Annotated in this window: 21 protein-coding genes; 9 read left to right on the top strand and 12 right to left on the bottom strand. The window is 56.5% G+C overall.

What is annotated here, in order from left to right; translation table 11 throughout:
• Positions 1 to 34: 34 nt before the first annotated feature.
• Both RW023_RS01570 and RW023_RS01565 read right to left on the bottom strand, forming a co-directional pair.
• Positions 35 to 703 carry a TrkA family potassium uptake protein gene (locus tag RW023_RS01570; RefSeq protein WP_315579572.1) on the bottom strand — a complete coding sequence of 223 codons (669 nt, stop codon included), beginning with the start codon at positions 701 to 703 and terminating at the stop codon, positions 35 to 37.
• 50 nt (positions 704 to 753) lie between these two features.
• Positions 754 to 2,301 (bottom strand): potassium transporter TrkG, encoded by a 1,548-nt coding sequence (locus RW023_RS01565; protein WP_315579571.1) that lies wholly within the window; start codon positions 2,299 to 2,301, stop codon positions 754 to 756.
• 189 nt (positions 2,302 to 2,490) lie between these two features.
• Between RW023_RS01565 and RW023_RS01560 the strand changes: the two genes are divergently transcribed.
• The 3 genes from RW023_RS01560 to RW023_RS01550 all read left to right on the top strand — a co-directional run bounded on the left by RW023_RS01560 (position 2,491) and on the right by RW023_RS01550 (position 3,671).
• A complete protein-coding gene (locus RW023_RS01560) occupies positions 2,491 to 2,709 on the top strand; it encodes a helix-turn-helix domain-containing protein (RefSeq protein ID WP_315579570.1) in 219 nt (72 codons plus the stop codon).
• Between the two features lie 82 nt (positions 2,710 to 2,791).
• Entirely contained in the window at positions 2,792 to 2,890 is a 99-nt protein-coding gene (locus RW023_RS01555; protein ID WP_003792170.1) for a 30S ribosomal protein bS22, read from the top strand.
• A 115-nt stretch (positions 2,891 to 3,005) separates the two neighbouring features.
• The gene (locus RW023_RS01550; RefSeq protein ID WP_315579569.1) at positions 3,006 to 3,671 is read left to right on the top strand and encodes a histidine phosphatase family protein; all 666 of its coding nucleotides are present in this window, start codon (positions 3,006 to 3,008) and stop codon (positions 3,669 to 3,671) included.
• On the opposite strand, the gene RW023_RS01545 is transcribed toward RW023_RS01550, so the two are convergent.
• From RW023_RS01545 to RW023_RS01535, 3 genes are read right to left on the bottom strand one after another with little or no spacing between them, the layout of a single operon-like run.
• Entirely contained in the window at positions 3,668 to 4,051 is a 384-nt protein-coding gene (locus RW023_RS01545; protein ID WP_315579568.1) for a phospholipase, read from the bottom strand. The genes RW023_RS01550 and RW023_RS01545 overlap by 4 nt on opposite strands.
• Before the next feature lie 22 nt (positions 4,052 to 4,073).
• Positions 4,074 to 4,997, bottom strand: coding sequence for a 1,4-dihydroxy-2-naphthoate polyprenyltransferase (locus RW023_RS01540; RefSeq protein ID WP_315579567.1), 924 nt, complete (start codon positions 4,995 to 4,997; stop codon positions 4,074 to 4,076).
• Complete coding sequence (locus RW023_RS01535; protein ID WP_315579566.1) at positions 4,994 to 6,322, bottom strand: AMP-binding protein; 1,329 nt, start codon at positions 6,320 to 6,322, stop codon at positions 4,994 to 4,996. Before RW023_RS01535 ends, RW023_RS01540 begins: the two co-directional genes overlap by 4 nt.
• 162 nt (positions 6,323 to 6,484) lie before the next feature.
• On the opposite strand from RW023_RS01535, the gene RW023_RS01530 reads away from it, so the two are divergent.
• The gene (locus RW023_RS01530; protein WP_315579565.1) at positions 6,485 to 7,930 is read left to right on the top strand and encodes a L,D-transpeptidase family protein; all 1,446 of its coding nucleotides are present in this window, start codon (positions 6,485 to 6,487) and stop codon (positions 7,928 to 7,930) included.
• A gap of 17 nt (positions 7,931 to 7,947) precedes the next feature.
• On the opposite strand, the gene RW023_RS01525 is transcribed toward RW023_RS01530, so the two are convergent.
• Positions 7,948 to 8,208 (bottom strand): helix-turn-helix transcriptional regulator, encoded by a 261-nt coding sequence (locus RW023_RS01525; RefSeq protein ID WP_315579564.1) that lies wholly within the window; start codon positions 8,206 to 8,208, stop codon positions 7,948 to 7,950.
• A 212-nt stretch (positions 8,209 to 8,420) separates the two neighbouring features.
• Between RW023_RS01525 and fbaA the strand changes: the two genes are divergently transcribed.
• Both fbaA and RW023_RS01515 read left to right on the top strand, forming a co-directional pair.
• Positions 8,421 to 9,446, top strand: coding sequence for a class II fructose-bisphosphate aldolase (fbaA, locus tag RW023_RS01520; protein WP_315579563.1), 1,026 nt, complete (start codon positions 8,421 to 8,423; stop codon positions 9,444 to 9,446).
• 152 nt (positions 9,447 to 9,598) lie between these two features.
• Positions 9,599 to 10,786 carry a hypothetical protein gene (locus RW023_RS01515; RefSeq protein WP_315579562.1) on the top strand — a complete coding sequence of 396 codons (1,188 nt, stop codon included), beginning with the start codon at positions 9,599 to 9,601 and terminating at the stop codon, positions 10,784 to 10,786.
• 175 nt (positions 10,787 to 10,961) lie between these two features.
• Here RW023_RS01515 and RW023_RS01510 read toward each other — a convergent pair whose 3' ends face one another.
• A complete protein-coding gene (locus tag RW023_RS01510; RefSeq protein ID WP_315579561.1) occupies positions 10,962 to 12,620 on the bottom strand; it encodes a hypothetical protein in 1,659 nt (552 codons plus the stop codon).
• 223 nt (positions 12,621 to 12,843) lie between these two features.
• On the bottom strand, positions 12,844 to 13,821 hold the full coding sequence (locus RW023_RS01505) for a 1,4-dihydroxy-2-naphthoyl-CoA synthase (RefSeq protein WP_315579560.1): 978 nt from the start codon (positions 13,819 to 13,821) through the stop codon (positions 12,844 to 12,846).
• A 93-nt stretch (positions 13,822 to 13,914) separates the two neighbouring features.
• On the opposite strand from RW023_RS01505, the gene RW023_RS01500 reads away from it, so the two are divergent.
• The gene (locus RW023_RS01500) at positions 13,915 to 15,279 is read left to right on the top strand and encodes a family 20 glycosylhydrolase (RefSeq protein ID WP_315579559.1); all 1,365 of its coding nucleotides are present in this window, start codon (positions 13,915 to 13,917) and stop codon (positions 15,277 to 15,279) included.
• A gap of 103 nt (positions 15,280 to 15,382) precedes the next feature.
• Here RW023_RS01500 and RW023_RS01495 read toward each other — a convergent pair whose 3' ends face one another.
• The 4 genes from RW023_RS01495 to RW023_RS01480 are packed head-to-tail and all read right to left on the bottom strand — an operon-like array spanning position 15,383 to position 18,954.
• Positions 15,383 to 16,219, bottom strand: coding sequence for a class II fructose-bisphosphate aldolase (locus tag RW023_RS01495; RefSeq protein ID WP_315579558.1), 837 nt, complete (start codon positions 16,217 to 16,219; stop codon positions 15,383 to 15,385).
• 22 nt (positions 16,220 to 16,241) lie between these two features.
• Positions 16,242 to 17,168 carry a 1-phosphofructokinase family hexose kinase gene (locus RW023_RS01490; RefSeq protein WP_315579557.1) on the bottom strand — a complete coding sequence of 309 codons (927 nt, stop codon included), beginning with the start codon at positions 17,166 to 17,168 and terminating at the stop codon, positions 16,242 to 16,244.
• On the bottom strand, positions 17,165 to 18,085 hold the full coding sequence (locus RW023_RS01485) for an ROK family protein (protein ID WP_315579556.1): 921 nt from the start codon (positions 18,083 to 18,085) through the stop codon (positions 17,165 to 17,167). The genes RW023_RS01490 and RW023_RS01485 overlap by 4 nt, the downstream gene beginning before the upstream one ends.
• Positions 18,082 to 18,954 carry an SIS domain-containing protein gene (locus tag RW023_RS01480; RefSeq protein WP_156334597.1) on the bottom strand — a complete coding sequence of 291 codons (873 nt, stop codon included), beginning with the start codon at positions 18,952 to 18,954 and terminating at the stop codon, positions 18,082 to 18,084. Before RW023_RS01480 ends, RW023_RS01485 begins: the two co-directional genes overlap by 4 nt.
• A 150-nt stretch (positions 18,955 to 19,104) precedes the next feature.
• On the opposite strand from RW023_RS01480, the gene gnpA reads away from it, so the two are divergent.
• Both gnpA and RW023_RS01470 read left to right on the top strand, forming a co-directional pair.
• On the top strand, positions 19,105 to 21,405 hold the full coding sequence (gene gnpA / locus RW023_RS01475) for a 1,3-beta-galactosyl-N-acetylhexosamine phosphorylase (RefSeq protein ID WP_315579555.1): 2,301 nt from the start codon (positions 19,105 to 19,107) through the stop codon (positions 21,403 to 21,405).
• A 145-nt stretch (positions 21,406 to 21,550) separates the two neighbouring features.
• The gene (locus tag RW023_RS01470; protein ID WP_315579554.1) at positions 21,551 to 22,879 is read left to right on the top strand and encodes an extracellular solute-binding protein; all 1,329 of its coding nucleotides are present in this window, start codon (positions 21,551 to 21,553) and stop codon (positions 22,877 to 22,879) included.
• Positions 22,880 to 22,886 lie beyond the last annotated feature (7 nt).

Genomic DNA, 22,886 nt, shown 5'->3' with positions numbered 1-22,886 from the left:
GTGTATGCACAGAATAGGAAAGTGAAGCTGCCACTTAGGGTCGGTTTGCGAAATGCTCCAAAAGTCGCGTATCTCCTGAAACCACGATGGTGTCTTCGCGGTTAATTCGAGTCGTCGGGTCGGCGTACTCAAAGGGCGCCCCCGGACGAAGGATCCCCAACACATTCACGCCGTAACGGCCTCGAAGATCGAGCTCACTGAGGGTAAAACCACACACTTCTTTCGGCGGACGGAGCTTCATGATGGCAAAGCCGTCCTTGTCCATTTCGATGTAGTCGATCATGCGTCCACCAACGAGGTGGGCTGTGCGCTGACCGGCATCGAATTCGGGAGCGACAACGTGCTGGGCGCCGATGCGTCGAAGAATACGACTGTGCTCGCGCGAGATGGCCTTCGCCCAAATATTTGTCATTCCAATATCGACAAGGTTTGCAGTGATGAGCACCGAAGCCTCCAAGGAAGATCCAATCCCCACGACCGCGGAGTAGAAATCCCTGGCTCCCAACTGGTTCAGTGCTTCCATCGAGGAGGCGTCGGCCTCGACAACGGGAATACGACCCGAGAACTGCTGGACGCGGCGGCTGTCTTTTTCAACTGCCAGCACTTCGTAGCCAAGCTTGTCCAGGGTGAGAGCAACGGCTGAACCGAAACGTCCCAATCCGATGACCAGGGTTCCTGATGCAAGGGTCTTTTCTTCTGCCATAGTCGTATTCTCCCACGAGTGAGGGCTTTTGCTCGTGGGGCGACGCGGCCTTAGCCGATCAACGGAGACTCGGCTGGTTGGCGAATTGCCCGAGGCCGATCGCGCAGAGCGAGCGCAGCTGCGAGGGTCATGGTTCCAGTACGCCCCGCAAACATCAGGGCTGCAAGAACGTATTTTGCAATTGCTGGGAGCTCGGGAGTAATACCTGTTGAAAGTCCAACGGTCGCGAATGCGGAAATCGATTCAAAGAGAACGACATCAAGAGTGTAGCCGGTCAGAGTCAGCAAAACGACGGTCGAGAGTGCAACCAAAAGTGATCCCAAGAGGGTCACTGCAACGGCCAGGCGAAGCACCGAGTGGGGGATGCGTCGGCTGAAGATTTCTATGTCGCGGTCGCCTCGGGCTTCGGCAGCAGCAGCCAACAAAAGAACGGCGAAGGTCGTGACCTTGATACCACCTGCGGTTGATACGGAACCGCCACCGATCATCATCATGATGTCTTGGATGAAGTGGGTCTGGGGGCGCATATTCGCTACGTCTAAAGAAGATAAACCCGAGGAGCGGGTGTTGACCCCTGCCAAGAGGGAGTTCAACAATCGCGAGGAAATATCAAGATCGCCAAGGGTGGCTGAATTCGTCCATTCGGTGATGGCGAAAGTGATGGTGCCAAAGAAAACCAGAAGAATGTATGTCGAAAGTGTGAGTTTCGTATGCAGGGCCCATCTGGAGGGAGTGCGCCAGTGTTGTGAGAGATCGGAGACGACAGGAAAGCCGATCGCCCCGACAAAGGTTCCCAGAATAATGGGGCTGAGCATCCACCAGTCCGTGTGGTAGGGGACCAAGCCACCGCTCAAGATGACAAAGCCGGCATTATTGAACACCGAGATTGCCATAAAAGCCGCATGGAAGAGCGATTCCCATACTGTCTCATGGCCCAGGGTAAGGAAGCGGGGAACGAAAGCAATCGTGAGCAAAATCTGGGCGATAAATGAGGTGCCGATGACCGCTTTCAGCAGAGCGGTCAGCCGCCCCATACCGCTGGTTTTTGTCTCCACAGTTGCCAACATTCGCTGTGTGAGTCCCAGCTGCCGCGAAACGGCGTAGCTCAAAATAGTTGCCAGGGTAACGACACCTAGGCCGCCGACAAAGATACCCATCGCAATGACGGTTTGGCCAAAAACTGACCAATACGTCGCGGTATCAACAACGGTCAGGCCGGTCACGCAGACCGCGGAAATTGCAGTGAAGAGGATATCAACGAAAGGTGCGCGTTCATCAGCTGCTGTTGAGATGGGGAGGGCAAGCAGACAGGTGATGAATGCGATGAGCATGACGAAAACGATGAGCACCAGTCGTGCGGGCGAAAAGCGAGCTTCATGTGCAAACCAGACGCGGAAGCGAGTGAGAATTCCGGAATCTTCAAGCATGTAGGGCTTGACTCCGGCGGGATAGACAACGGTAGGTGACGGTCGATCTTCCGGGATACCTGTTGGTCCGTAGCCTCGGCTTGAGTGAGCGAGCGCACGACGATGTGATGCAGAGGAATGCTGATCGGATGCCCGACCAAGCGTGCTAGGACGCCGTTTTCTACGAGCCATGTCACCTCCAGAATCACTCGCAAGCTTCATCCTAATGCCCTAAAAGTCTATTGGCTGAAACGTATGTGAATAACGTGACACAGGTGACTGAAGTAATTGCATGAAATTGAAGTGGAGAAAGTTGCATTTTGGGTGAGTGAATCACGTATCATAGGACGGAAATAATCTTTGCACGTCTGGGAGTCATCAATGGATCAGCACTCTGCCCCGCGTTTTATGACGGTGTCTGAGGTGGCGGATATTATGCGCGTCTCGAAGATGACTGTTTATCGTCTGATTCACAACGGAGAAATGCCGGCAATTCGCGTAGGCAAGAGCTTCCGCGTACCCGAGTCAGCTGTTGGACAGCTGATCCGCGCCGGTCTGACTGATCACATCGATGAACGCGTTGCGGGGATTAACGGGTAATATAAACCTGCTGTGCCTTTTGGCACCTGACGTCAGGCGGTAGTCACCTCTGCCGCACCTACACACTCGAGGGAGGAACCCCATGGGCTCCGTCATTAAGAAGCGCCGCAAGCGCATGGCGAAGAAGAAGCACCGCAAGCTGCTGCGCAAGACGCGTCACCAGCGTCGCAACAAGAAGTGATCTTCTTGAAGGGTCCCTCCACTGGTGGGGCCCTTCGGCATATCTCCCGCAACGCATGCGCTGAATACATCGCAGTATTGCCTCAGCGCAGAGGTACCTCCAGAAAGGCACTGTCATGAAGACTGTTATTCACGTGATGCGCCACGGTGAAGTTGATAATCCCGATGGTGTTTTGTACTGCCGCCTTCCCGGTTATGGCTTAACTGACCTTGGAATTGAGATGGCCGAGGCCGTCGCTGAGTATTTTGTCGACAGCGGCGCTGATATTACCCACGTCATTGCCTCGCCCCTGTTGCGCGCCCAGATGAGCGCAGCGCCGACCGCGCTTGCCTACGAGCTTGAGATTGAACATGATCACAACCTCATTGAGGCTGAATCGGTTTTTGAAGGTGTAGCGGTCAATGCGAATCCGTGGGTTCTTGCACGCCCCGAATACTGGCGTTACTACGTCAACCCCTTGCGCCCCTCTTGGGGAGAGTCCTATGCGCATGCTGCTCAGCGCATGACCCGTGCGGTTGCTCGCGCATTGCGTGAGGCGCGCGGCCATGAAGCGCTGCTGGTTTCGCACCAAATGCCCATCGTTTCACTTCAGCGGTTGATCCGTCACCAGCCATTGAGACACTCACCGCTGTCAAGGCAATGCTCCCTTGCTTCGCTGACCTCGCTCATTTTTGACGATGACGTGCTGGTTGGAATGACCTATAACGAGCCGGCTGCGCACCTGCTATCCAAGGCATCGGATATGGTCCCCGGGGTGTCTGAATGCCATCTCAAGCGCTAGTTCTTCGTCTGCCCTTCTTCGGGTCCATCCCCTTCATCCTCAGTGGTGGAGGGGTTTTCTTTATTCTTCCGTTCTTCTTCGCGCTTACGCTTCATCTGAAGATCGCGCTCCAACCGGAAGAGGAATTCAGGATCATCGTCTGGGGCGGTTGGGGCTTTGGGAGTGGATTGTGCCTGACGATCCTCGGCATTTGCGACCATCTTGAGGACGATCCACGCAATTGCTCCAAGAGAAACGAATGGAACTGTCACGACCAAGATGACCAGCCAGGTCATCCGAGAAAGCTTCATAGGCATTCTGTCGGCAGGCGTTGTTGCCCAATCTGAAATTGCATAAATCGATGCGGCGAACCATGCGACGATGAACAGAATGCGTACCATGGTTTGAGTTTAGAGCAGTTGTTCAGGCAAATGTACTTGAGATCAAGAGTGCACTAATGAAGAGTGCCCACCCCAAGGTTAAAAAGCCGGTGTGCTTGAGGACAATGATGAGGTCCTTTCCCTTCACTCCACTCAACACCAAATAGACCGGCTGGAAGATCGCCAGAATCCACGCGAGTGACGCCAAAATGCAGATGATGACATGGGTGCCGATCGCTGCGGGAAGCGCAAAGAAGGCAGAGATTGGGGCCAATAGGCACAGGGAAAAGAGGATTCGAGAAGCTCGCTGTCCCAAGCGAACAGCCACTGTCATTTTCCCGGTGACGCTATCGGTAGGAATGTCGCGGATGTTGTTGACCATGAGCATCGCCACCGACATCAGACCCAAGCATGAGGCCATAAGCCACAGCCACCAAGGCGCTGAAGGGATGTGTGTCCATGTCGTTCCAACGGTCGCCATCAGTCCGAAGAAAACGAAGACAAAGAGTTCCGATAGGCCGATTCCCATATAGCCGTAGGGGTGTTTCCCGCCCGTGTAGAACCAGGCTGCTGCAACCGCAGCAATACCCGCGGCGATCAGAGGCCACGTTCCACTGATTGCAACAAGGATCAACCCAAGGACGCCGGCTGCGGCAAAGCACTCCAGTGCCGCCTTTAAAACAGTACGAGGCCGCGCAAGCCCTGACCCGGTCAAACGTTGGGGCCCGCTTCGCTGGTCATCCGTTCCGTGGATGCCGTCGGAGTAGTCGTTGGAGTAGTTCACGCCAACTTGAAGCAATAGTGCGACAAAAAGCGCCAGGACTGAGCGTTCCGGATGAACAGCGCCCAAGGCGAAAGCCGCGGCAACGCCGACGAAGACTGGGGCTGCAGCAGCAGGAAGGGTGCGCAGCCTGGCACCTTCAACCCAGTCGCCTAGGCTTGCTTGCCGCCTATTCTCACTGCTCATCGGCGCCACTCAGACTCTGTCCCCGTGAGTGATTGGGCGAGCTGGCGTGCGGCAATGCGATCGACCTTTCCGGAAGAAAGCTGCGGAATCGAAGAAACGAAGATCACGCGACGCGGTGCCTGCGGGCGACCGATCTGGGAAGAAACGGCCTCGCGAATGCGATGCCCCTGTTCCTCAACAAAATCAGGTGGGGGAGGGAAGGAAGGAGCGTCCTCGGGGACAACAAGACAGGACAACGCTTGTCCCCATTTTTCATCGTCTAATCCCAGCGCCCACGCGTCCTTGATGCCGGCTACGTTCTTCAGGGCATCCTCGACTCGGATGGGCGGAATGTTCAGCCCTCCGGAGATGATCATGTCGTCGGCGCGCCCCAAAACTTTCAGACGCCCACCGGCGTCGATCACGCCGGTATCCCCGCTGATAAACCAGCGGGTGCCGGCCTCGTCGTGGAATGGGGTGTCGCCGACAAGGTAGCGCGTCAGTAAGACTGGGCCGGCGATAGCGATACGGGTGGCACCGTCCCATTCGAGGGTGCGCACCATGACCCCGGGAAGTGGAACGCCGTCGTACACGCAGCCGCCGCAGGTTTCGGTCATTCCGAAGGATTCGATGATGCTGAGTCCTGCGTCCTCGGCGCGTTGGCGCAGTGCGGGATCAAGACGAGTCCCGCCGATCAAGATGGTGTGGAGGCGTGCCAGTGCACTGACGACTTCGTCGCCAGCGTTCAGGCAATCAACCAATTGGGTCGGGACTAGTGACAGATAGCCCGGCAGAGAGGGATCGGAGGTTGCCCCCGCAATCGCGGGAAGCAGATCCTTTGGATTGAAACCGTGGGAACAATCGACGATCTGAGGAGAAATTTCGGTCGCGGCAGCGCGCATGAGTACCTGAGCGCCCGCGATATGGTGAGAACTCAGCGCCAAGATCCAACGCCCCGGTCCTCCTAGAACGGAATGCGTCGCCTTGACCGAGGCCATCAATGCATCGATGGAGAGGCCAACTAATCGCGGTTCACCAGATGAACCAGAGGAGGCCAAAACCAGATCGATGTTGTCAAAAAGAGAGGGGGCGTCGATGCGGTCGGCAAGCTCTGGGTAGAGCTCGGGCGGGAAGGCCTCACGCGGTGTGGTCGCAGCTGTGCGCAAACTCGATGGGGGGACGAGCTCTGGGTCTCGAATAACAACAACGGTGTGCGGCGCGGGATGATCGGGGTCTGCCTGACGCTCTTCATACAGCTCTGCGAGCTTGTGTAGCGAGGCATGAGCCATCGCTACAGATGCCGGGGAAGTGCCCCCCGGAACGACAAGAAGACGAAGGTCACTCACGTTTATCCCTCCTGGGGTCCGCCTACTCTAACGGTACCCCCGACCAGTTGGAATAGGGTAACAGGAAACAATCTGGGCTGTCTGAAGATATGTGGGTGACACAGATGTGCACAATCTGAGAATTTCAAGCAAAAATGTTGTGAAATCAGTAGGATGGAGAGGATGTCTGAACATAAATCTTCACGGTTGCGTAAGCCGCTTGTGATCGGTGTAACGCTTGGATGCGTTCTGATCGCTCTGTGTGCGGCTGGGGTTGCTTATGCCCTGCACTATTCGGCGCGTGCGCTGCCCAACGTCAGTGTGGCAGGTCAGTCGGTATCGGGAATGACCCGGGATGAAATCACACAGATGGTTGATCAACGCGCGAAGACGATGCAGGTCAATGTCGTTGTTGAGGGGCATTCGACACCCCTGACGCTTTCCGATATGGGAATAACCGTTGATCCGCAGGGGAGCGCGGACCGGGCGCTTGCCGCGAATTCGAACCTGTTTAATCGGTTCAAGGCGATTTTCGTTCACAATGACGTACCAGCTGCAATCAGTGTCGACGACCTGAAGATGAAAGACCTGTCGAACTCGATTGCCTCCTCACTGGGAACTCCGGTGGTTGACGCTACTGTTCGTCCAGCCGAGGATCAGGAGTCCTTTGTCTCAACCAAGTCCCAGGCTGGGCGTGGTGTTCCCTATGACGCCCTGCGCAATTCCTTGGACGAGGCCGCGCGGATGCTTCGCGGGGGAGAAGTGCAGTTGAGTGCAACTAACCTTCTTCCCGTGGTTGATGATGCGAGCGCGCAGACCATCGCCGAGGCCGCAAATAAGCTTGCGCAGATTCCCGTTGAGATCTCCGATGGTGAAGAGACGATCGAGGCCAGCTCGAAGGATCGGGTTGGATGGGTGAAGATCGCTCTGGCCGATGATGGTTCCTTGAAACAGCCCGTGGTTGATGAAGAGCGCATCCGCGAGTGGGTACGTTCTCAGGGTGAAGAAACAAACCGAGATCCTGTGAATGGCCGCCACAATGTCAACTCTGCTGGCGATATCGTTCAGACTCCGAAGAAGGCTGTTGATGGTCGCAAGGTCAAGGATCTTGATGCACTCGCTACCTCGGTGATTACTTCGCTCAAGGACAATAAGAAGTTCGAGGGAAACTTCAGCTACGACGTCACTCCGGCTACCTATGAACGCAAGCTCATTGCTGATGGAGCTGAAAACCTGGTTTATCAGGCTGCCCCGGGTGAGAAGTGGCTTGAGATCAATCTTGGAAACAACTCCGTTACCGCTTATGAGGGTGCCACCGTTGTCCACGGTCCGGTCGCGATTGTTCCGGGTTCGCCTGGTCATGAGACTGTCACGGGACTCTACAGCGTATACCTCAAGTATGAGGCGCAGGATATGGGGTGCACTCCAGATTGGCCTTACTGCGCGAAGGGAGTGCCGTGGGTGACTTATTGGACTGGCTCCTACGCATTCCATGGTGCCCCTTGGCAGGATTCGTTCGGCTGGAGCGGACCCGGCGGTTCACACGGCTGCATCAACATGCCAGTTGAAGAGGCGCAGTGGGTGTATCAGTGGTCGGAGATTGGTACTCCGGTCATGTCGCACTACTAAAACGCTGAGTTTTTAGTTTAGAGTCCTGCCTCGGCGAGGAGTGCAGAGATGCTCATGCCGAGCGCCTGTGCAATGCCGCTGAGTGTTGTCATGCGTGGATTGGAGGCGCCGGCTTCGCCTTTGCGTCCCGAAGCGCGTCCTGATTCCAGTAGTTGAATCTGGTTTTTCGTCACGCCAGAACGGTAGGCCAAGGTTTCTTGTGAGAGTCCGTGTTCCTCACGAAGTCTGCGGAGAGTGAAGCCAAATTCGCGCGCGTTTGAATCGTTCCAAAAAACCACCCACCTATATTGGGAAAAGGGACAAGAAGAGTACACCCTATATAGAAGGCGTATTTTAGTAGGTCTAAAACTGGTCTCTGATCAGCGTTGAGCAGGGGGAGTGATACCTTGCTCAAACGACTTCGATCTGAGGGCCAATAGTCCAGTGATGTTCTTCTGCAAATGTGGGACAATATGAAGCGACAAATGTTGTCATCAATTAGGAGGCTCCTGTGCCCATCGCAACCCCTGAGGTTTACAACGAAATGCTCAACCGTGCGCGTGACGGAAAGTTCGCGTACCCGGCAATTAACGTGACCTCTTCTCAGACTCTGAGCGCTGCACTTCGCGGTTTCGCTGATGCCGAATCCGATGGCATCATCCAGGTTTCCGTGGGTGGCGCTGAATACTGGTCAGGTTCCACCGTCAAGGACCGTATCGCCGGCTCGCTGGCAATGGCTGCCTACGCTCGTGAGGTCGCAAAGAACTACGACGTCACCATTGCTCTGCACACCGACCACTGCGCCAAGCAGAACCTGGATTCCTGGACCGAGCAGCTCATGCACATGGAGGCCGAGGAAGTTAAGGCAGGTCGTCTGCCCTGGTTCCAGTCCCACATGTGGGATGGCTCCGCCATTCCGTTGGATGAGAACCTCGAGATCGCAAAGCGCCTGCTCCAGCTGGCCGTTGACTCCCACACCGTCCTCGAGATCGAGGTCGGCGCCGTGGGCGGCGAAGAAGACGGCGTCGTTGGCGAAATCAACGAGAAGCTCTACACCTCGACCGCAGATGCCATCAAGACCGTTGAGGCCCTGGGCCTGGGCGAGAATGGCCGCTACATCACCGCTCTGACCTTCGGCAACGTGCACGGTGCGTACAAGCCCGGCCACGTCAAGCTGCGTCCCGAGCTCTTGGGCACCATCCAGGAAGAGGTCGCTGCTCACTACGGTCTGGATCACCGTCCCTTCGACCTGGTCATGCACGGTGGCTCCGGCTCGACCGACGAAGAGATCGCACTGGCAGTTGCCAACGGCGTCATCAAGATGAACGTTGACACCGACACCCAGTACGCCTTCACCCGCCCGGTCGTCGACTGGATGCTGACCAACTACGAGGGTGTCCTCAAGATTGACGGCGAGGTCGGCAACAAGAAGAAGTACGATCCTCGCGCTTGGGGCAAGGAAGCTGAAGCCGGTATGGCTGCACGCGTCGTTGAGGCTGCTGAGCGTCTGGGCTCGGTCGGCACCAAGATGCGCTGATCGCTTCTGAACTGCTTCATTAGCACTGAAAGGTGAGGGCACCCAAATGGGTGCCCTCACCTTTTCTGTTGTGATGTGCCTATCGGTCGGAAGGACAGGCTAAACTTGTAGCTAGTCGAAGGACGATTCTCAGGGTCTTCGGAAGGATGACAATGATGACTGATGCGACATGGACCCGCGTTGAGGGAATGATGATTGCCTCCCAGCTTGATCCCGATCAAGTTGTGCACGTGCTCCGTGAAAGTTCCGTTTTGGCCCAATTGGAGTGGTTTGAGGCAACTCCTCAGCTGCTGGGTCTCAATATTGCGGTTGAGAACGGGCGAGTCGCGACACTTGCTGAAGGTGCTCAGGATGTGCAAGCAGGAATTACGGTCAGCGAGCTTGCTTCTCAGTTAGCTTCGCACTTTAAAGCAGAAGTGCGTTTGGGCGGAGAACATATCGATGCTCTTCCTCAGGGTGATAGCCCTCTGGCTGATTTCCTTCCTGAAGAGGTCGAAGAATCAGAGTCGGGTGTTCGTGTCGTTGAGATCGGTCGTACTCCCGCGTCCTCGGTTCCGCTGTTGGCCGCGCTTGAGGGTGTTGATGTCGCAGATGTCGAGCTGAACAATGGGTATCGCGCACTGTTGGCAGAAATTCCCGAAGACAAGTCAGGATGGAACTTCGGTGATCTTCCGCTGGTTTCCTTGGCGATGTCCGATGGTGATTTGCATCTGTACTTGGTGACCGATGAGCATCTCGAGCATGTGCTCACCCATAACTGGGGAATGACAACGCGTATCGTGACCGGTTCCGTTTCTGTCGAGTCTGTGGATCCTTCCGTGGTCGATTTAGTGGGAGATCGCCCCGCCCTTCGCGAAATCGCGGCACATGTCCCGGGTGCTGATGTCGAGGCATTGCTGGCCGCTCAGGACCTTAACGGAGTTCATGCAATTACTGCCGTTGTGAAGGCGCTTGCGCTGCCTCACGGCGTGGCAGAGTTCCTACAGGGCACGATTGAAGCCGGGGATGTTGAAGGTGCGGTTCTCCACAACGCGCGCGGCATCTCGAATGCCATCGGTCGTAGTGTTGACATCATGATGACCGGGAACAAGGAAGAAGATCCCAGCGCTATTCAGAAGGCCTATATGGCGGTCGTTTCTGACCGCCCCTGGATTCTTTCAGCTCTCGCTTCTATTGAAGCAGCGGCCGGTGCGGCGCTACTGGTTTCTGCGGTGAAGGCTGCGAAGCCGCGTTCGGGATGGAAGATCTTCTCGGGTGTTTTCGGTGGTGCTCTTCTGGTGGATGCTTTCGCTGAACTTGCCTTGGCACGCGTGATGCGTGCGAAGTTTGGACGCCGCTAAGGTCATCTGAAACGACACAAGCGCTGGGCTGCACGGTCAGCCCAGCGCTTCTTTATCCTCGTTGCGGGCAGCACTTGCTTGTGCGTCTCAGAAGAGCGTAAGGAACTCTTCGAATATAAAAAGAAAACTGGTACCTATCGAGTGATAGGTACCAGGGAAAATCAACGAGAGTGTTTCACTTGCCCTTGTGGAAGGTCGCCAGCGCGCCGGCGCCAGCAGTGACGAGCAGTGCAGCAACTGCAACCGCGCTATTGGCTTCGACGTCACTCATCAAGCCGCCGCGGCGACCGTTCGCGTTGAAACCATAGCTGGAATCAACCAGCTGCGAGTTGTCTTGGTTCTCTACAGGAGCTTGGGAAGCAGCAGTGGGAGTGGCATCGCTGCTCGCCCGCGTCGGAGCGGCGGGTGCAGCATTATTACGTTGGGCCGCAGTGTTTGTGTTTTGCTGCTGACGGGAAGCTGACTGAGCCTGTTGAGCAGCAGCATTGCGACGCACTGCTTCCTGTGCGCTCGGACGGTTCGGTGAACCGGGAGCGAAGACTTGTACTCGACGAGCCGGGGCAGGGGCAGGGCGAGCCTCGTTCTGTCTGGGCCGGGGCTGAACGTTCGACTGGCTCTCGTGAATGTGCCGGGTCGGAGTTGCCGTCGGTAGGGGCGTTGCAGTCGCAGAACGCGTCTGATCATCACTTGAAGGCACGGTAGGCGTTGAAGTGGGGGTTGGAGTCGCTGAAGGTGTTGCCGTCGGCGTGGAAGTTGCACTTGCACAGGCAATCTTCCCAGTTAGCTCAAGATCGGTCTGCTTTGATTTGTCAGCACCCAAGCGTCCCCAGCTGAAACGAGTAGTTGTTTCACTGAGGGCATCGGGAGTGCACTGACTGATTGTTTGGCGTAACTGAGCAGTGATCGTGATGGTGGAGCCCTTTGGCATGTTGATCACGGAATGGAAAGGAGAGAACTCAGGCTTGTCCTGAGTGAGGGTAATTGATTCTGCATACCCATCAGCGCGCTCGGGGCAGGTTGCTCCGCCTTTAACTGAGCACTGGAGGCTCCAAATGACCGTACTGCTGCCGGAGGCCTTACTGGAGAAAACGCCTTCAATCTCGATGTCCTTCGCATCCTTGCCGACATTGGTCAGCTCGAATGTCAGGGTACGAATTTGTCCGTTTTGGACGAGGATCTCAGGGGTTGCAAGCGAAGAATCGATGGCGGGAATACCCTTTTCCTGCAACTCATCGAGAGTCTTAGCATCCTGCTCATCGCCTTGCAATTGGGCAATTGAGGTGGCGTTGGTGGAAGGCGTTGCGTTGCTCTCAACCCAAAGCGCACCTTCGTGATCCTTCAGATCATTCAGAGCGGGCGTGCCGTCACTGGATGCCGACTTGGGTTCAAGTTGGTCGAAGGTAACCGCCGGAGTCTGATTGGACAGTGCTGTTTCGGGCGCAAGTTCAGCACCTTCAACAACTACCTCTGCCTTTTCATAAGGTGTGCGGACAAATTTCTTTGCCAGCGGGGAATCGCTGTCAAGGACAAGGCGATCGGGAGTTGACTGAAGATCCTTGACGCTGAGAGTTGGGTCTGCGCTGGGTGCTTCAGCCGTAGCGTGTACATCCAGACTGCCGCCGACATCGTCGAGATGATCAAGAGGATCAGTGGAAACAGTCGTAACGGGCGCTGTGTCCGGATGTGCAGACGCGGATGACCAAGGCAGAGCTAAAAGCGTAAAGGACCCGCCAATCGCGGCAGTTATGAGAAGAATCAGGGTGCGCGAAAGCTTGGAGCCCTGTCGATACGACAGTGCCCTTCGGGAGTTTCGCGATCCTAAGCGAATTCTCACATAGGCCCTTTCTATGAACTCAATTCGTGTGATGGGGACACGTCTTGCTGGAGAGTTCCTGCAGTCCGCACGGCTAATAGTTTATAGGTTTTGTCAAGCTAATGGGATACAGAAGTGTATCTTTTGGGTACTTTTCCCTGATATTTCCGCAGAAATGTCATACAAAGTAACCATGACTTGAGCTGTGACAAAGCTGGTTGAGTCCTGAAAGCCGAATTATTATTTAGAAATAATAGGGGAAGGAAGACCAGTCTGGCGAGCGGTGTTCGATGAAGGCATCGCGACCTTCCTGAGCCTCATCCGTCATGTAGGCTATGCGCGTCGCTTCGCCGGCAAAAACCTGCTGGCCGGCCAAGCCATCGTCGGCCAAGTTGAAAGCAAATTTCAGCATGCGGATAGCCTGCGGAGACTTCGTTGCAATGATCCGAGCCCACTCCAACGCGGTTTCCTCCAGCTGAGCATGGGGAACGGCCTCGTTAATGACTCCCCAGCGCTCCGCAGTATCGGCGTCATAGCGCCTGGCAAGGAAGAAAATCTCACGTGCACGCTTATCACCCGCTTGGCGCGCGAGCAATGCAGAGCCGTAACCGGCATCGAAAGAACCAACATTCGCATCGGTCTGCATGAATGCGGCATGCTCACGAGAAGCAATCGAGAGATCGCACACAACATTCAAGCTGTGGCCGCCACCAGCCGCCCAACCGGGAACCGCCGCAATAACGACCTTCGGCATGGTGCGGATCAAGCGCTGAACCTCCAAAATATGAAGCCGTCCCGCGCGTGCGGGGTCAATTTGCTCGCGTCGCTGTTCCACTCCCGCCGAGGCTTCGCTGCCCTCAAGTTCGTAGTGGTAGCCATCTTTACCGCGGATCCTCTGGTCGCCACCCGAACAGAAGGAATAGCCACCATCGCGAGGGGACGGCCCGTTTCCCGTCAAAATAACCGCAGCGACATCACTGGTCATTCGTGCGTGGTCCAGGCAACGATAGAGCTCGTCAACGGTATGGGGGCGGAAGGCATTGCGAATTTCTGGACGATCGAAAGCAATACGGACCACGGGCAAGTCGGCGCCCTTTTCGCGTCCGTCGACGGGGCCTCGGGAAATCCCGCGGTGGTAGGTCATATCGGTCAGCTCGAAACCCTCAACCTCACGCCAGCGCGAAGGATCAAAGGTATCGGAAACGAAATTCAGTGCACTCATAGCCCCAACAATAGCGGCCGATGACCACTTGATGCCTAGAGGGCTAGGATAGGGATGTTCATACAGTTGACGACTAAGCAAAGGAGCTCGTCGATGTCCTCCTCGCTGTCCGCGATTCCCGGACTTCTTCCACTTCCAGTCTCCATTGAAGAGGCCGATTCGCATCCGGAAGAAGCCACTTGGGCAGAAATTAGCCCCTCTGTTGTGCTGAAGACTCCTGAGGAATTTTCGGCGGCAATTGCACCCCTGGCAATCCCCGAGGAATGGCAGTTCGCAGAGGCCTATATTTTGACGATTTCCGGCGGAAGCGCGCAGGTGACTGCTGCTACCGAATTGGGGCTATCTCGAGGTCTGCGTCGCCTCAACACATTGGCCATCGCGAATCACAGCCGGGCCCCCATTGCAGTGAAGATCATCGACTATCCCGCTTATAAACACCGCGGCTTGCATATCGATGTTGCCCGCCATTTCTTCGGCGTTCCCACGATCCTTCGCGTTATGGATGCAATGAGCGAAATGGGTTTGAACATCTTGCATCTGCACCTGAGTGATGATCAGGGATGGCGCATTGAAATCCCGCAATTCCCCGAACTCATTGAACGCTCATCCGATTGCGCAGTCGGCGGGGAAGAAGGCGGCTACTACACTCTCGATGACTATCAGACCCTGGTCGATGGCGCGCGTTCGCGGATGATTGCGATCATCCCCGAAATTGATATCCCCGGGCACGTCAATGCTGCTCTCCATGCGATTGAAGGACTCAACCCCGATGGTGTCTGTCCGCCCCTTTACGAAGGAACGGAAGTCGGCTTCTCGACTCTCTCAACCAAGGCGCCCGCGACCCAAGCCTTCCTCGAGGCCGTCGTCGAGACCCTTGCTCCCTTCTCTCCTGCTGGTATCCACATCGGTGGCGATGAATCCTTTGCAACTGCCGAAGGTGACTACCCGATCATCGTTGGCAGCCAGATCGAACGCATCCATGCACTGGGCAAGCGCGCTGTGGCGTGGGAAGAAGCCGCGGATCTACTGGGTGAAGGGGATCTTGTCCAAGTGTGGCATGACGATCTTGAAGGAGACTCGATCGCTCGTGCTGTCGGACGTGGAGTGAAAGCTATCATGTCACCCGGCCCGAAAGCCTACTTCGATATGAAGGAATACCCAGAACAGAAGCTCGGGATCACGTGGGCCGGAATCCTTCCTTTGAAGAAAGCTTGGGATTGGGATCCCGAGAGCATCTGTGAGGGCGTGGACCGTAAGGGAATTGAAGGCGTCGAGGCCTGCCTGTGGAGTGAAACCCTGCGCCGGGAGAAGGACGTCTGGGAGATGCTGCTTCCGCGCCTAGCGGCTCTTGCTGAGGTTGCCTGGGCGGGAGGCCCCCGAGGAAGTTGGGAAGACTTCCAAGAACGTTTGGCGGGCCTCGAAGGCCTGTGGCGAGGCCGCGGCTGGTACGTCAAATAAATAAGAGCGCAGATGGAAAGCCCTCCCACGCGCAAGCGCGGGAGGGCTGCGTGCTACCGCATCGCATGAAACACGGTGGGCGGCAAATTTTCTTCGTTGAGTTTTAAGCCTGTGCGTAGAGGCGCATCAGACGTTCAACTTCTTCTTGAACCAAATGAGTTGCGGGGCCGACATACTTTCGCGGATCGACAATCTTCGGGTTTTCATCAAGAATCTGACGAACGCCCTGGGTGAAGACGACATTCAGGTGTGTCGATACGTTGATCTTGGTCATTCCGGCTTGAATTGCCGCGACCATGCCCTCGTCGGGAACGCCGGAAGAGCCGTGCAAAACCAGTGGGACAGGCACGAGTTCGTGGATTGCAGCAATCAGCTGATTGTCCAAAACCGCCTCGCGAGTTGCCATCGCGTGAGAAGAACCGACAGCAACAGCAAGCAAATCAACGCCGGTATCTGCAACAAACTGGGCTGCATCTTCAGGATTGGTACGTGCCGAGGGGTCGTGGACACCGTTCTTTCCGCCAACTTCACCCAGTTCGGCCTCGACGCTGACACCGTACTCATGAGCGAAAGCGGTGATCTCAGCGGTAGTCTCACGGTTCTGCGCATCTGGAAGCTTTGAACCGTCGTACATGATCGAGGTAAAACCGAGCTCAACAGCCTCACGGCACAAATCGGTGGATTCAGCGTGATCAAGGTGAACAGAAACGGGAACGGTGGAGGCCTCGGCAAGCTCGATAAGCGCGCGCCCCAGGGGACGCAGACGACCACCGTGATACTTCACGGCATTTTGGGACAGCTGGAGAACCAAAGGTAAACCGGTGTTTTCGGCGGCATCGACAAATGCTTCAGCGTGATCAAGAAGGACCACGTTAAAAGCCGCAAGGCCAACCTTGCGGGCGGCGCAATCGCGTGCGAGTACAGCGGTATCAGCAAGCATAGCGACCTACTTTCTTGACAAATTAGGACAGGCGAACAGGAGAAATACGGGAAAGAAGCTCCTCGCGAAGGGGAAGATCAATCTCCCCAGCGACGGGCATTGTCACCGCGGCGGCAGAGGTTGCGACGGCCTCGGCAATAGCAGTAGGAATCTTAGACTCAAGGTCGTCCCCGGCCTGAGCAAGCGAGCGAGCTAGGGATGCAACGCAGGCATCCCCAGCACCGGTGGGATTGCCCTGAAGGACAACTCCGGCCTCGGCGTGCCAATGGCTTTCGCGAGAGAAGAGGTCCATTCCCTCTTCGCCTCGCGATACGCACACCCAGCTCGGTCCCTGCTCGATAAGGGCGCGCGCGCCCTCTTCTATGGAGGACGCCCCCGTAGCGTCGAGAAGCTCCAAGTGATTGGGTTTGAGAACATCGGCCCACGCTGCGCACTCAACCAAGGATGGCCCTGAGGTATCCAGAATGATGCGGCAACCGATCTGACGGACACGGCGCAACACCGGCTCGAGAACCTCAAAAGTGCTATTTCCGGGAAGAGAACCCGAAACCACCAAGAGGTCATCGCCGCTCAGGCGGCTACCCAAAAGATCAACCATCTGCTTCCAGGAATCAGGATCTAGAGCATGGCCGGACTCGTTGTATACCGTGGCGGTGTTATCAATCATGGCGATTGAGCGTCGCGTTTGGAAAGGAACCTCAACCCACTCCGGTGTGACCAGAGAAGTCATTTCCTCCATGAGCGAGGCGATCACATTGCCAGTTGCGCCCCCCAAGAAACCTGTTGCATGGTTGGGAACTCCGAGCTGGTCCAAGACACGAGAGACATTCAGTCCCTTCCCTCCAGGACGCTGGGAATACTCCGTAATGCGGTGAACCTGACCGCGGGTTTGGTCAGGAGCCTGCCACGTAATATCCAGAGCCGGATTGGGAGTGAAGGTCCAGATCATGATTCAACCTCGATTCCATGGCTCTGGAATGCCAACGCTGCGGCGCCCAAGGCCTGCGACGAGGAACCTAAAGCAGCGGAGAGCAGCGCAGGTGCGGGCATGACCGTGCACCCCGATTCCAAGGCTTTACGAAGGGAATCGTAAACAAGTGAGCCACCTTTGCACAGGCCACCTCCCAGAACGACGGGAAGTGAACCAACCTGGTGGCAAACCGTTGCAAGAATCCCGCCCAGTAGACTCATCGCGGTCTCGAGGATCTCGCGTGCCTTTCGAGCGTTTTCGCTGGATGAAAGGGCAAGTTCCTCAACTTCTCGGGCCCCCGATCCTTCGGGGACGATCCCGGCCTCGATTGCCCGGCGTGCAATACCGCTGGCCGAGGCAACCTGCTCCAGCGGAACAACCTCATAGGGGCGATCGGGGTGTGGAACGGGAACCTGTCCGATTTCACCAGCCCACGGCGGTGCCGGCGCGAGGTGCGAATTGATCACAACGCCCGATGCGATCCCGGTCCCTACTGCCACATACAGGCAGGAGGGACGGCGAACGCCCCACAGAGCCTCGGCAAGAGCTCCCGAGCGCACATCGTGTCCCAGGGGGACGAAAGAACCCAGCGCCTCGGAAAGCTTTTCCCTTAAAGGAGCGTCTTTCCAGCCCAGATTGGCGGAGAAAATACCAATTCCATGTTCTTCGTCAATAATTCCAGGAACGCACACGCCGACGGGCGCATCGACCGAAGCCTCGCGAAGAGTTCGGGCCAGACGCACGACCGCAGAAACGACATCATCAGCACCGGTCTGGGGGGTGGCGACGGCCTCGGAAGAGGTAATCACAGTGCCTCGGGTGTCAGCGAGCACCCCCTTGATGGTGGTGCCGCCGACATCGATCCCGATGGCGAGCTTCTGGTCCGAGTTGCTCACTTGAGGATCACCGAGCGGGTCAGATGGCGCGGGGTATCGGGGTTGAGACCGCGAGCTTCAGCGCGAGCAACGGCCAAACGCTGTGCAACAACGAGGTGAGCCATGGGGTCGCCGTCGAAAGTCACCAATTCGGCGCCAGTTGCGGCAACCTGATCGGCCATGCCTTCGGGAACCGGGCCGAAAACCCAGGTCAGGCGACCGGGCTGAGCGATAGAGATCGGGCCGTGGCGGTATTCCATTGCCGGGTAGACCTCAGTCCATGACTGAGATGCCTCACGCAGCTTCAGGCCAGCTTCGTTTGCCAGGCCAATGGTCCATGCGGTGCCCAGGAAGGTGATCTGGTCGGCATCAACCCAACGCTGGGGGATTTCGAGCTCGAGGGCGCGCTGTGCGTCATCCGCAGCTGCAGCGATATCGTCACCCAAGCTGTGACGGAAGTATGCAAGAGCAGTGGTTGCAAAACGAGTCTGGACAACGGATTCTTCATCGGCGAAGTCCAGAACAACCTCAACATCTGCGTAGGGGGTGGCGGGGCCATTACCCACAGCGGTGATCAAGACGTTGGGGACGCCGCGGTCCTTCAGACCGTGCAGGATGTCAATAATTTCAGTTGTCGTGCCCGAGCGCGACAGGCACACGACGCGGTCGTAGTGGCGATCCCAGGGGAATTCGGTGGCGGTGAAGGCATCAGAGAGACCCTTGCCCTGGCGTTCGCGAGCAACGGTGTATGCCTGCGCGATAAACCACGATGTTCCACAGCCGATGACGGCAATGGCCTCACCATCTTTGGGAAGTGCATCAGTGGGAACGTCAAGAACTCGACGCCACAGCTCAGGTTGGCTGTTAATTTCTTCAGAAGTAAGGGACATCGGTGTCTCCATTGTTATCGGGAATGCATCACCACCTCGGCGTGCTTGTACTATCGTACCAAGAAGGAAATAACTTAGGACTAGCTGGATAAGTGCCCGAAGTTGTCTACCTCTTCGCAATGACGCTGAAATCAACACATCGGAGTGACAATGACTGACAAATCGACCAAGCCAGGTCGTCTTACCCTTCCCATTGAGCGTGGAATTGATGCCGAAGTGCGCGCTCTTGTTGAGCGCCTTGGCGCGGACGCAGTGCGAAATTCCGATGGAACAGAACTTCCTGAGTGGGTCGACCGAGCATTTGCCAAGGTGTATTCCACGTATTTCCCTGCGCGTGGTGATGAAGACTGGGCCGATCAGAGCGAATGCGAGCGCATCCACCAATACCTTTCGTCAAACCCTCATACGGCGCCAGAAAGCGGGCCTTTGAGTATCAATGTCATGGAGGGATGGTTCCAAGCGCAATTCCGTCCTGATACTCAATGCGATACCTCTCGCTGGTGGCAGGTCATTGATCGGACCAGTGGGCAGGCTTTGGATCCCTCACAGTGGAGCATTCAGGAGGTTGAGCCCTTACCCGTCGTTGATCCCGTGCCGATCGTTGGAGAGCTACCGCCCACTGCATCGAGCGCGGTGGTGACGATCCACGAGCCCATTCCCTTCCACGTGTACACCGTGAGCTTCTTTGCCGTGCAGATGTGGGATTCCACGCAGATGTATAACTATTTGACGAATGACTGGGCGCTTGAGGAAGGACGTGTGAAGGAGCGTCCCTTCGATGTGGCATTCCCGCGGACCTGGGAACACGTTAAGGACGCCTTGGCCGCATGGCTGAAAGCGAACCCTCAAGTGGACGTGGTTCGTTTTACGACCTTCTTCTACCACTTCACTTTGGCCTTTGATTCCCGAGGCCGCGAACGCTACGTCGATTGGTTTGGATACTCGGCCTCGGTGTCGATCCCGGCGATGGAAGAGTTTGAAAAGGAATACGGCTATGCGCTAACCCCCGAGGACTTTGTTGATGGCGGCTGGTACAACTGCCCCTTCCGCACTCCCACTCCGGTCTTCAAAGACTGGATCGATTTCACCTCCAAGCGAGTCGCCCAAAAGGCGGGTGAGCTGGTTCGTCAGGTTCACGAGGAGGGCCGCGAGGCCATGATGTTCCTTGGCGATAACTGGATCGGCATGGAGCCCTACGGTCCCTACTTCCCTTCGATCAAGATGGATGCGGTTGTTGGATCTGTCGGTTCGGCAGCGACCTGCCGCATGATCTCCGACATTCCCGGTGTGCGCTACACCGAGGGGCGCTTCCTTCCCTACTTCTTCCCCGATGTCTTCCGTGAGGGCGGTGATCCCCTAGGCGAGGCTAATGAATCGTGGCGCACCGCTCGCCGCGCGATCGTCCGCAGTCCTCTCGATCGCATGGGCTATGGCGGCTACCTTTCTTTGGCGCTGAAGTTCCCTGAGTTCATCGACCGCGTGGAGGAAATCCTTGGAGAGTTCCGTTCCCTTCACGAGGCCACGGGCGGGGAAAAGCCCGCGTGTGCACCCGTGCGCGTTGCAGTTTTGAACGCTTGGGGAAAACTGCGCACGTGGCAGACCCATATGGTTGCCCATGCCCTGTGGTACAAGCAGATCCATACCTACTTGGGGGTTATCGAAGCCCTTGCGGGGCTTCCTTTTGACGTGCGTTTTATGTCTTTCGATGAGGTCATCGATGGGGGAGATTCCTCTTTGAAGGATGTCGACGTGGTCATCAACGCCGGCGCTGCGAATACGGCCTTCTCCGGAGGGGAAGTATGGGAGGACCTGCGACTGCAAGATGCCCTGCGCCGCTTTGTCGCCCGTGGCGGCGGTTTCATTGGGGTCGGTCAGCCCACGGCCTCGGTAGGTACGCAGGGAAACGCTGATCGTGGAGGAATCTGCCGCGGAAGCGTCTTCGCTCTCTCTGACGTTTTGGGGGTTGATCAGGAGATTTCGTGGTCGCTGTCCAAGGACCGCTACGAGGAGCCGGTGAGCGAGCACTTCATTACGGCTGATCTGGACGGAGAGTATGTCTTCGGTGAAGACCCCGGTGATGTTGTCGTTACCGACTCTGCAACTCGCGTTTTGGTGATGGATCGCGGCAGTGTTCGCGCCTCGGCTCACGACTTCTGTGCGGGACGCGGCGTGTATCTTGCGGGTCTGACATGGTCAACAGCGAATAGCCGTTTGCTTCACCGCTCCATCATGTGGGCAGCCCATGCTGAGGATCAATGGGAGAGCGTTCTGTCCTCGTCGAACCCGGATGTTGAAGTTGCCTGGTATCCAGAATCAGAACTTGCATTCGTTTATAACGATGCAGATGCTCCGCGTTCGAGTGAGATTTCTGGCCAGGGCGGACTAATCCGTGTTGAATTGGCTGCAGGTGAAGGGCGCTGGGTTGACTGGGGAAAAGGTCAGCTTCTTTAGTTATAAAATCGTAATCAACTAATTGCACAGTCAGAAGTTAAAAATGTGTCAGACATCTTCTCTGTGAGTTAGCATAAGAGAGCAATGGATAAAGCTGACAAAAGGTGTCAACTTTTTAAACGTCCCACGATGGAGAGGGAACAACATGCACATGTCACGCCGTTCCATGAGCGTTGTCGCGCTCATGTCAGTCGCTGCGATGGGTCTGACTGCATGCTCGGGTTCGGGCACGAAGACGGATTCCACCGCAAGCTCTTCGGCATCTGCTGATAAGGCAGCGACCATCACCTACCTGCACCGTCTTCCCGATGGTGAAGGAATGACCAAGGTGTCCTCGCTGGTTGATCAGTGGAACAAGGAACACCCTGACACTCAGGTTCAGGCGGTCAAGTTCGATGGCAAGGCCAACGAAATGATCAAGAAGCTTGAAACTGACGTTAAGGCCGGCTCTGGACCTTGCTTGGCACAGCTGGGCTACGCAGAAATCCCCGAAATGTTCACCAAGGGTCTTCTCGAAGACGTGACCCAGTACGCCAACCAGTACAAGGCCAACTACTCCGCTGGCGCTTTCTCGCAGGTTGGCGTGGGTGGCAAGTACTTCGGCCTGCCCCAGGACACCGGCCCGCTTGTTTACTACTACAACAAGGCAGAATTCGACAAGCTGGGAATCAAGGTTCCCACCAACCTCGACGAGTTCAAGGCCGCTGCCAAGACCGCGGCAGCCCAGGGCAAGTACATCTCCGCCTTCGAGACCGATGAAGCACAGTACAACCTGTCTGCACAGGCAGCTGCAGCAGGCGGCGTCTGGTACAAGGCTGAAAACGACAAGTGGACCGTCAATATCGACGATGCTTCCGCCAAGACCGTTGCAGACTTCTGGCAGTCGATGCTCGATGACAAGACCACTCTCGTCACCGAGCGCTGGGGCGATTCCTTCACCAAGGCTCTGACGGACAAGACCCTGATCGGCACGATCGGTGCCGCTTGGGAAGCACCGCTTATCTCCGGTGACCTGGAGAAGACCGACAACAAGGGCGAATGGGCAGTTGCTCAGCTCCCTGACTACGGCAAGGGCGCTCTCACCGGACCCGACGGTGGTTCCGGCGTTGCAGTCATGAAGGGCTGCTCGAACCCCAAGGGTGCCATGGAGTTCAACAACTGGCTGAACACCCAGGTCGACGCTCTGGTCTCCCAGGGCCTGGTCGTTGCAACCACGACCGGCACCATGAAGACCCCGGATTCGGTCAAGGAGTTCTACGGCGGACAGGATGTCTTCGCTGAACTGTCGAAGGCAAACGCCAACCTGGCTCCCAACTTCCCCTACATCCCCTTCTTCTCGACCCTCGGCGATCCCATGACCAAGGCTGCAACCGCAGCAGGTGATGGCTCCGGCAAGGTGATCGACATCTTCAAGGCTGCTCAGGAGCAGTCCGTGAAGGCACTCAAGGACGGAAACCTTCCCGTCGCTGAGTAAGCGCTAA

Origin of the sequence: uncultured Actinomyces sp. (assembly GCF_963542285.1) — a bacterium.
Classification (GTDB): domain Bacteria; phylum Actinomycetota; class Actinomycetes; order Actinomycetales; family Actinomycetaceae; genus Pauljensenia.
Note: the sequence above shows the minus strand (reverse complement) of the source record. Positions and strands in the feature narration are given on the sequence as shown.

Excerpts from the sequence above, each read along its gene's own strand:
- RW023_RS01570 (WP_315579572.1), bottom strand. The coding sequence starts at position 703 with ATGGCAGAAGAAAAGACCCTTGCATCAGGAACCCTGGTCATCGGATTG.
- RW023_RS01565 (WP_315579571.1), bottom strand. The coding sequence starts at position 2,301 with ATGGCTCGTAGAAAACGGCGTCCTAGCACGCTTGGTCGGGCATCCGAT.
- RW023_RS01560 (WP_315579570.1), top strand. The coding sequence starts at position 2,491 with ATGGATCAGCACTCTGCCCCGCGTTTTATGACGGTGTCTGAGGTGGCG.
- RW023_RS01555 (WP_003792170.1), top strand. The coding sequence starts at position 2,792 with ATGGGCTCCGTCATTAAGAAGCGCCGCAAGCGCATGGCGAAGAAGAAG.
- RW023_RS01550 (WP_315579569.1), top strand. The coding sequence starts at position 3,006 with ATGAAGACTGTTATTCACGTGATGCGCCACGGTGAAGTTGATAATCCC.
- RW023_RS01545 (WP_315579568.1), bottom strand. The coding sequence starts at position 4,051 with ATGGTACGCATTCTGTTCATCGTCGCATGGTTCGCCGCATCGATTTAT.
- RW023_RS01540 (WP_315579567.1), bottom strand. The coding sequence starts at position 4,997 with ATGAGCAGTGAGAATAGGCGGCAAGCAAGCCTAGGCGACTGGGTTGAA.
- RW023_RS01530 (WP_315579565.1), top strand. The coding sequence starts at position 6,485 with ATGTCTGAACATAAATCTTCACGGTTGCGTAAGCCGCTTGTGATCGGT.
- RW023_RS01515 (WP_315579562.1), top strand. The coding sequence starts at position 9,599 with ATGATGACTGATGCGACATGGACCCGCGTTGAGGGAATGATGATTGCC.
- RW023_RS01505 (WP_315579560.1), bottom strand. The coding sequence starts at position 13,821 with ATGAGTGCACTGAATTTCGTTTCCGATACCTTTGATCCTTCGCGCTGG.
- RW023_RS01500 (WP_315579559.1), top strand. The coding sequence starts at position 13,915 with ATGTCCTCCTCGCTGTCCGCGATTCCCGGACTTCTTCCACTTCCAGTC.
- RW023_RS01495 (WP_315579558.1), bottom strand. The coding sequence starts at position 16,219 with ATGCTTGCTGATACCGCTGTACTCGCACGCGATTGCGCCGCCCGCAAG.
- RW023_RS01490 (WP_315579557.1), bottom strand. The coding sequence starts at position 17,168 with ATGATCTGGACCTTCACTCCCAATCCGGCTCTGGATATTACGTGGCAG.
- RW023_RS01480 (WP_156334597.1), bottom strand. The coding sequence starts at position 18,954 with ATGTCCCTTACTTCTGAAGAAATTAACAGCCAACCTGAGCTGTGGCGT.
- gnpA (WP_315579555.1), top strand. The coding sequence starts at position 19,105 with ATGACTGACAAATCGACCAAGCCAGGTCGTCTTACCCTTCCCATTGAG.
- RW023_RS01470 (WP_315579554.1), top strand. The coding sequence starts at position 21,551 with ATGCACATGTCACGCCGTTCCATGAGCGTTGTCGCGCTCATGTCAGTC.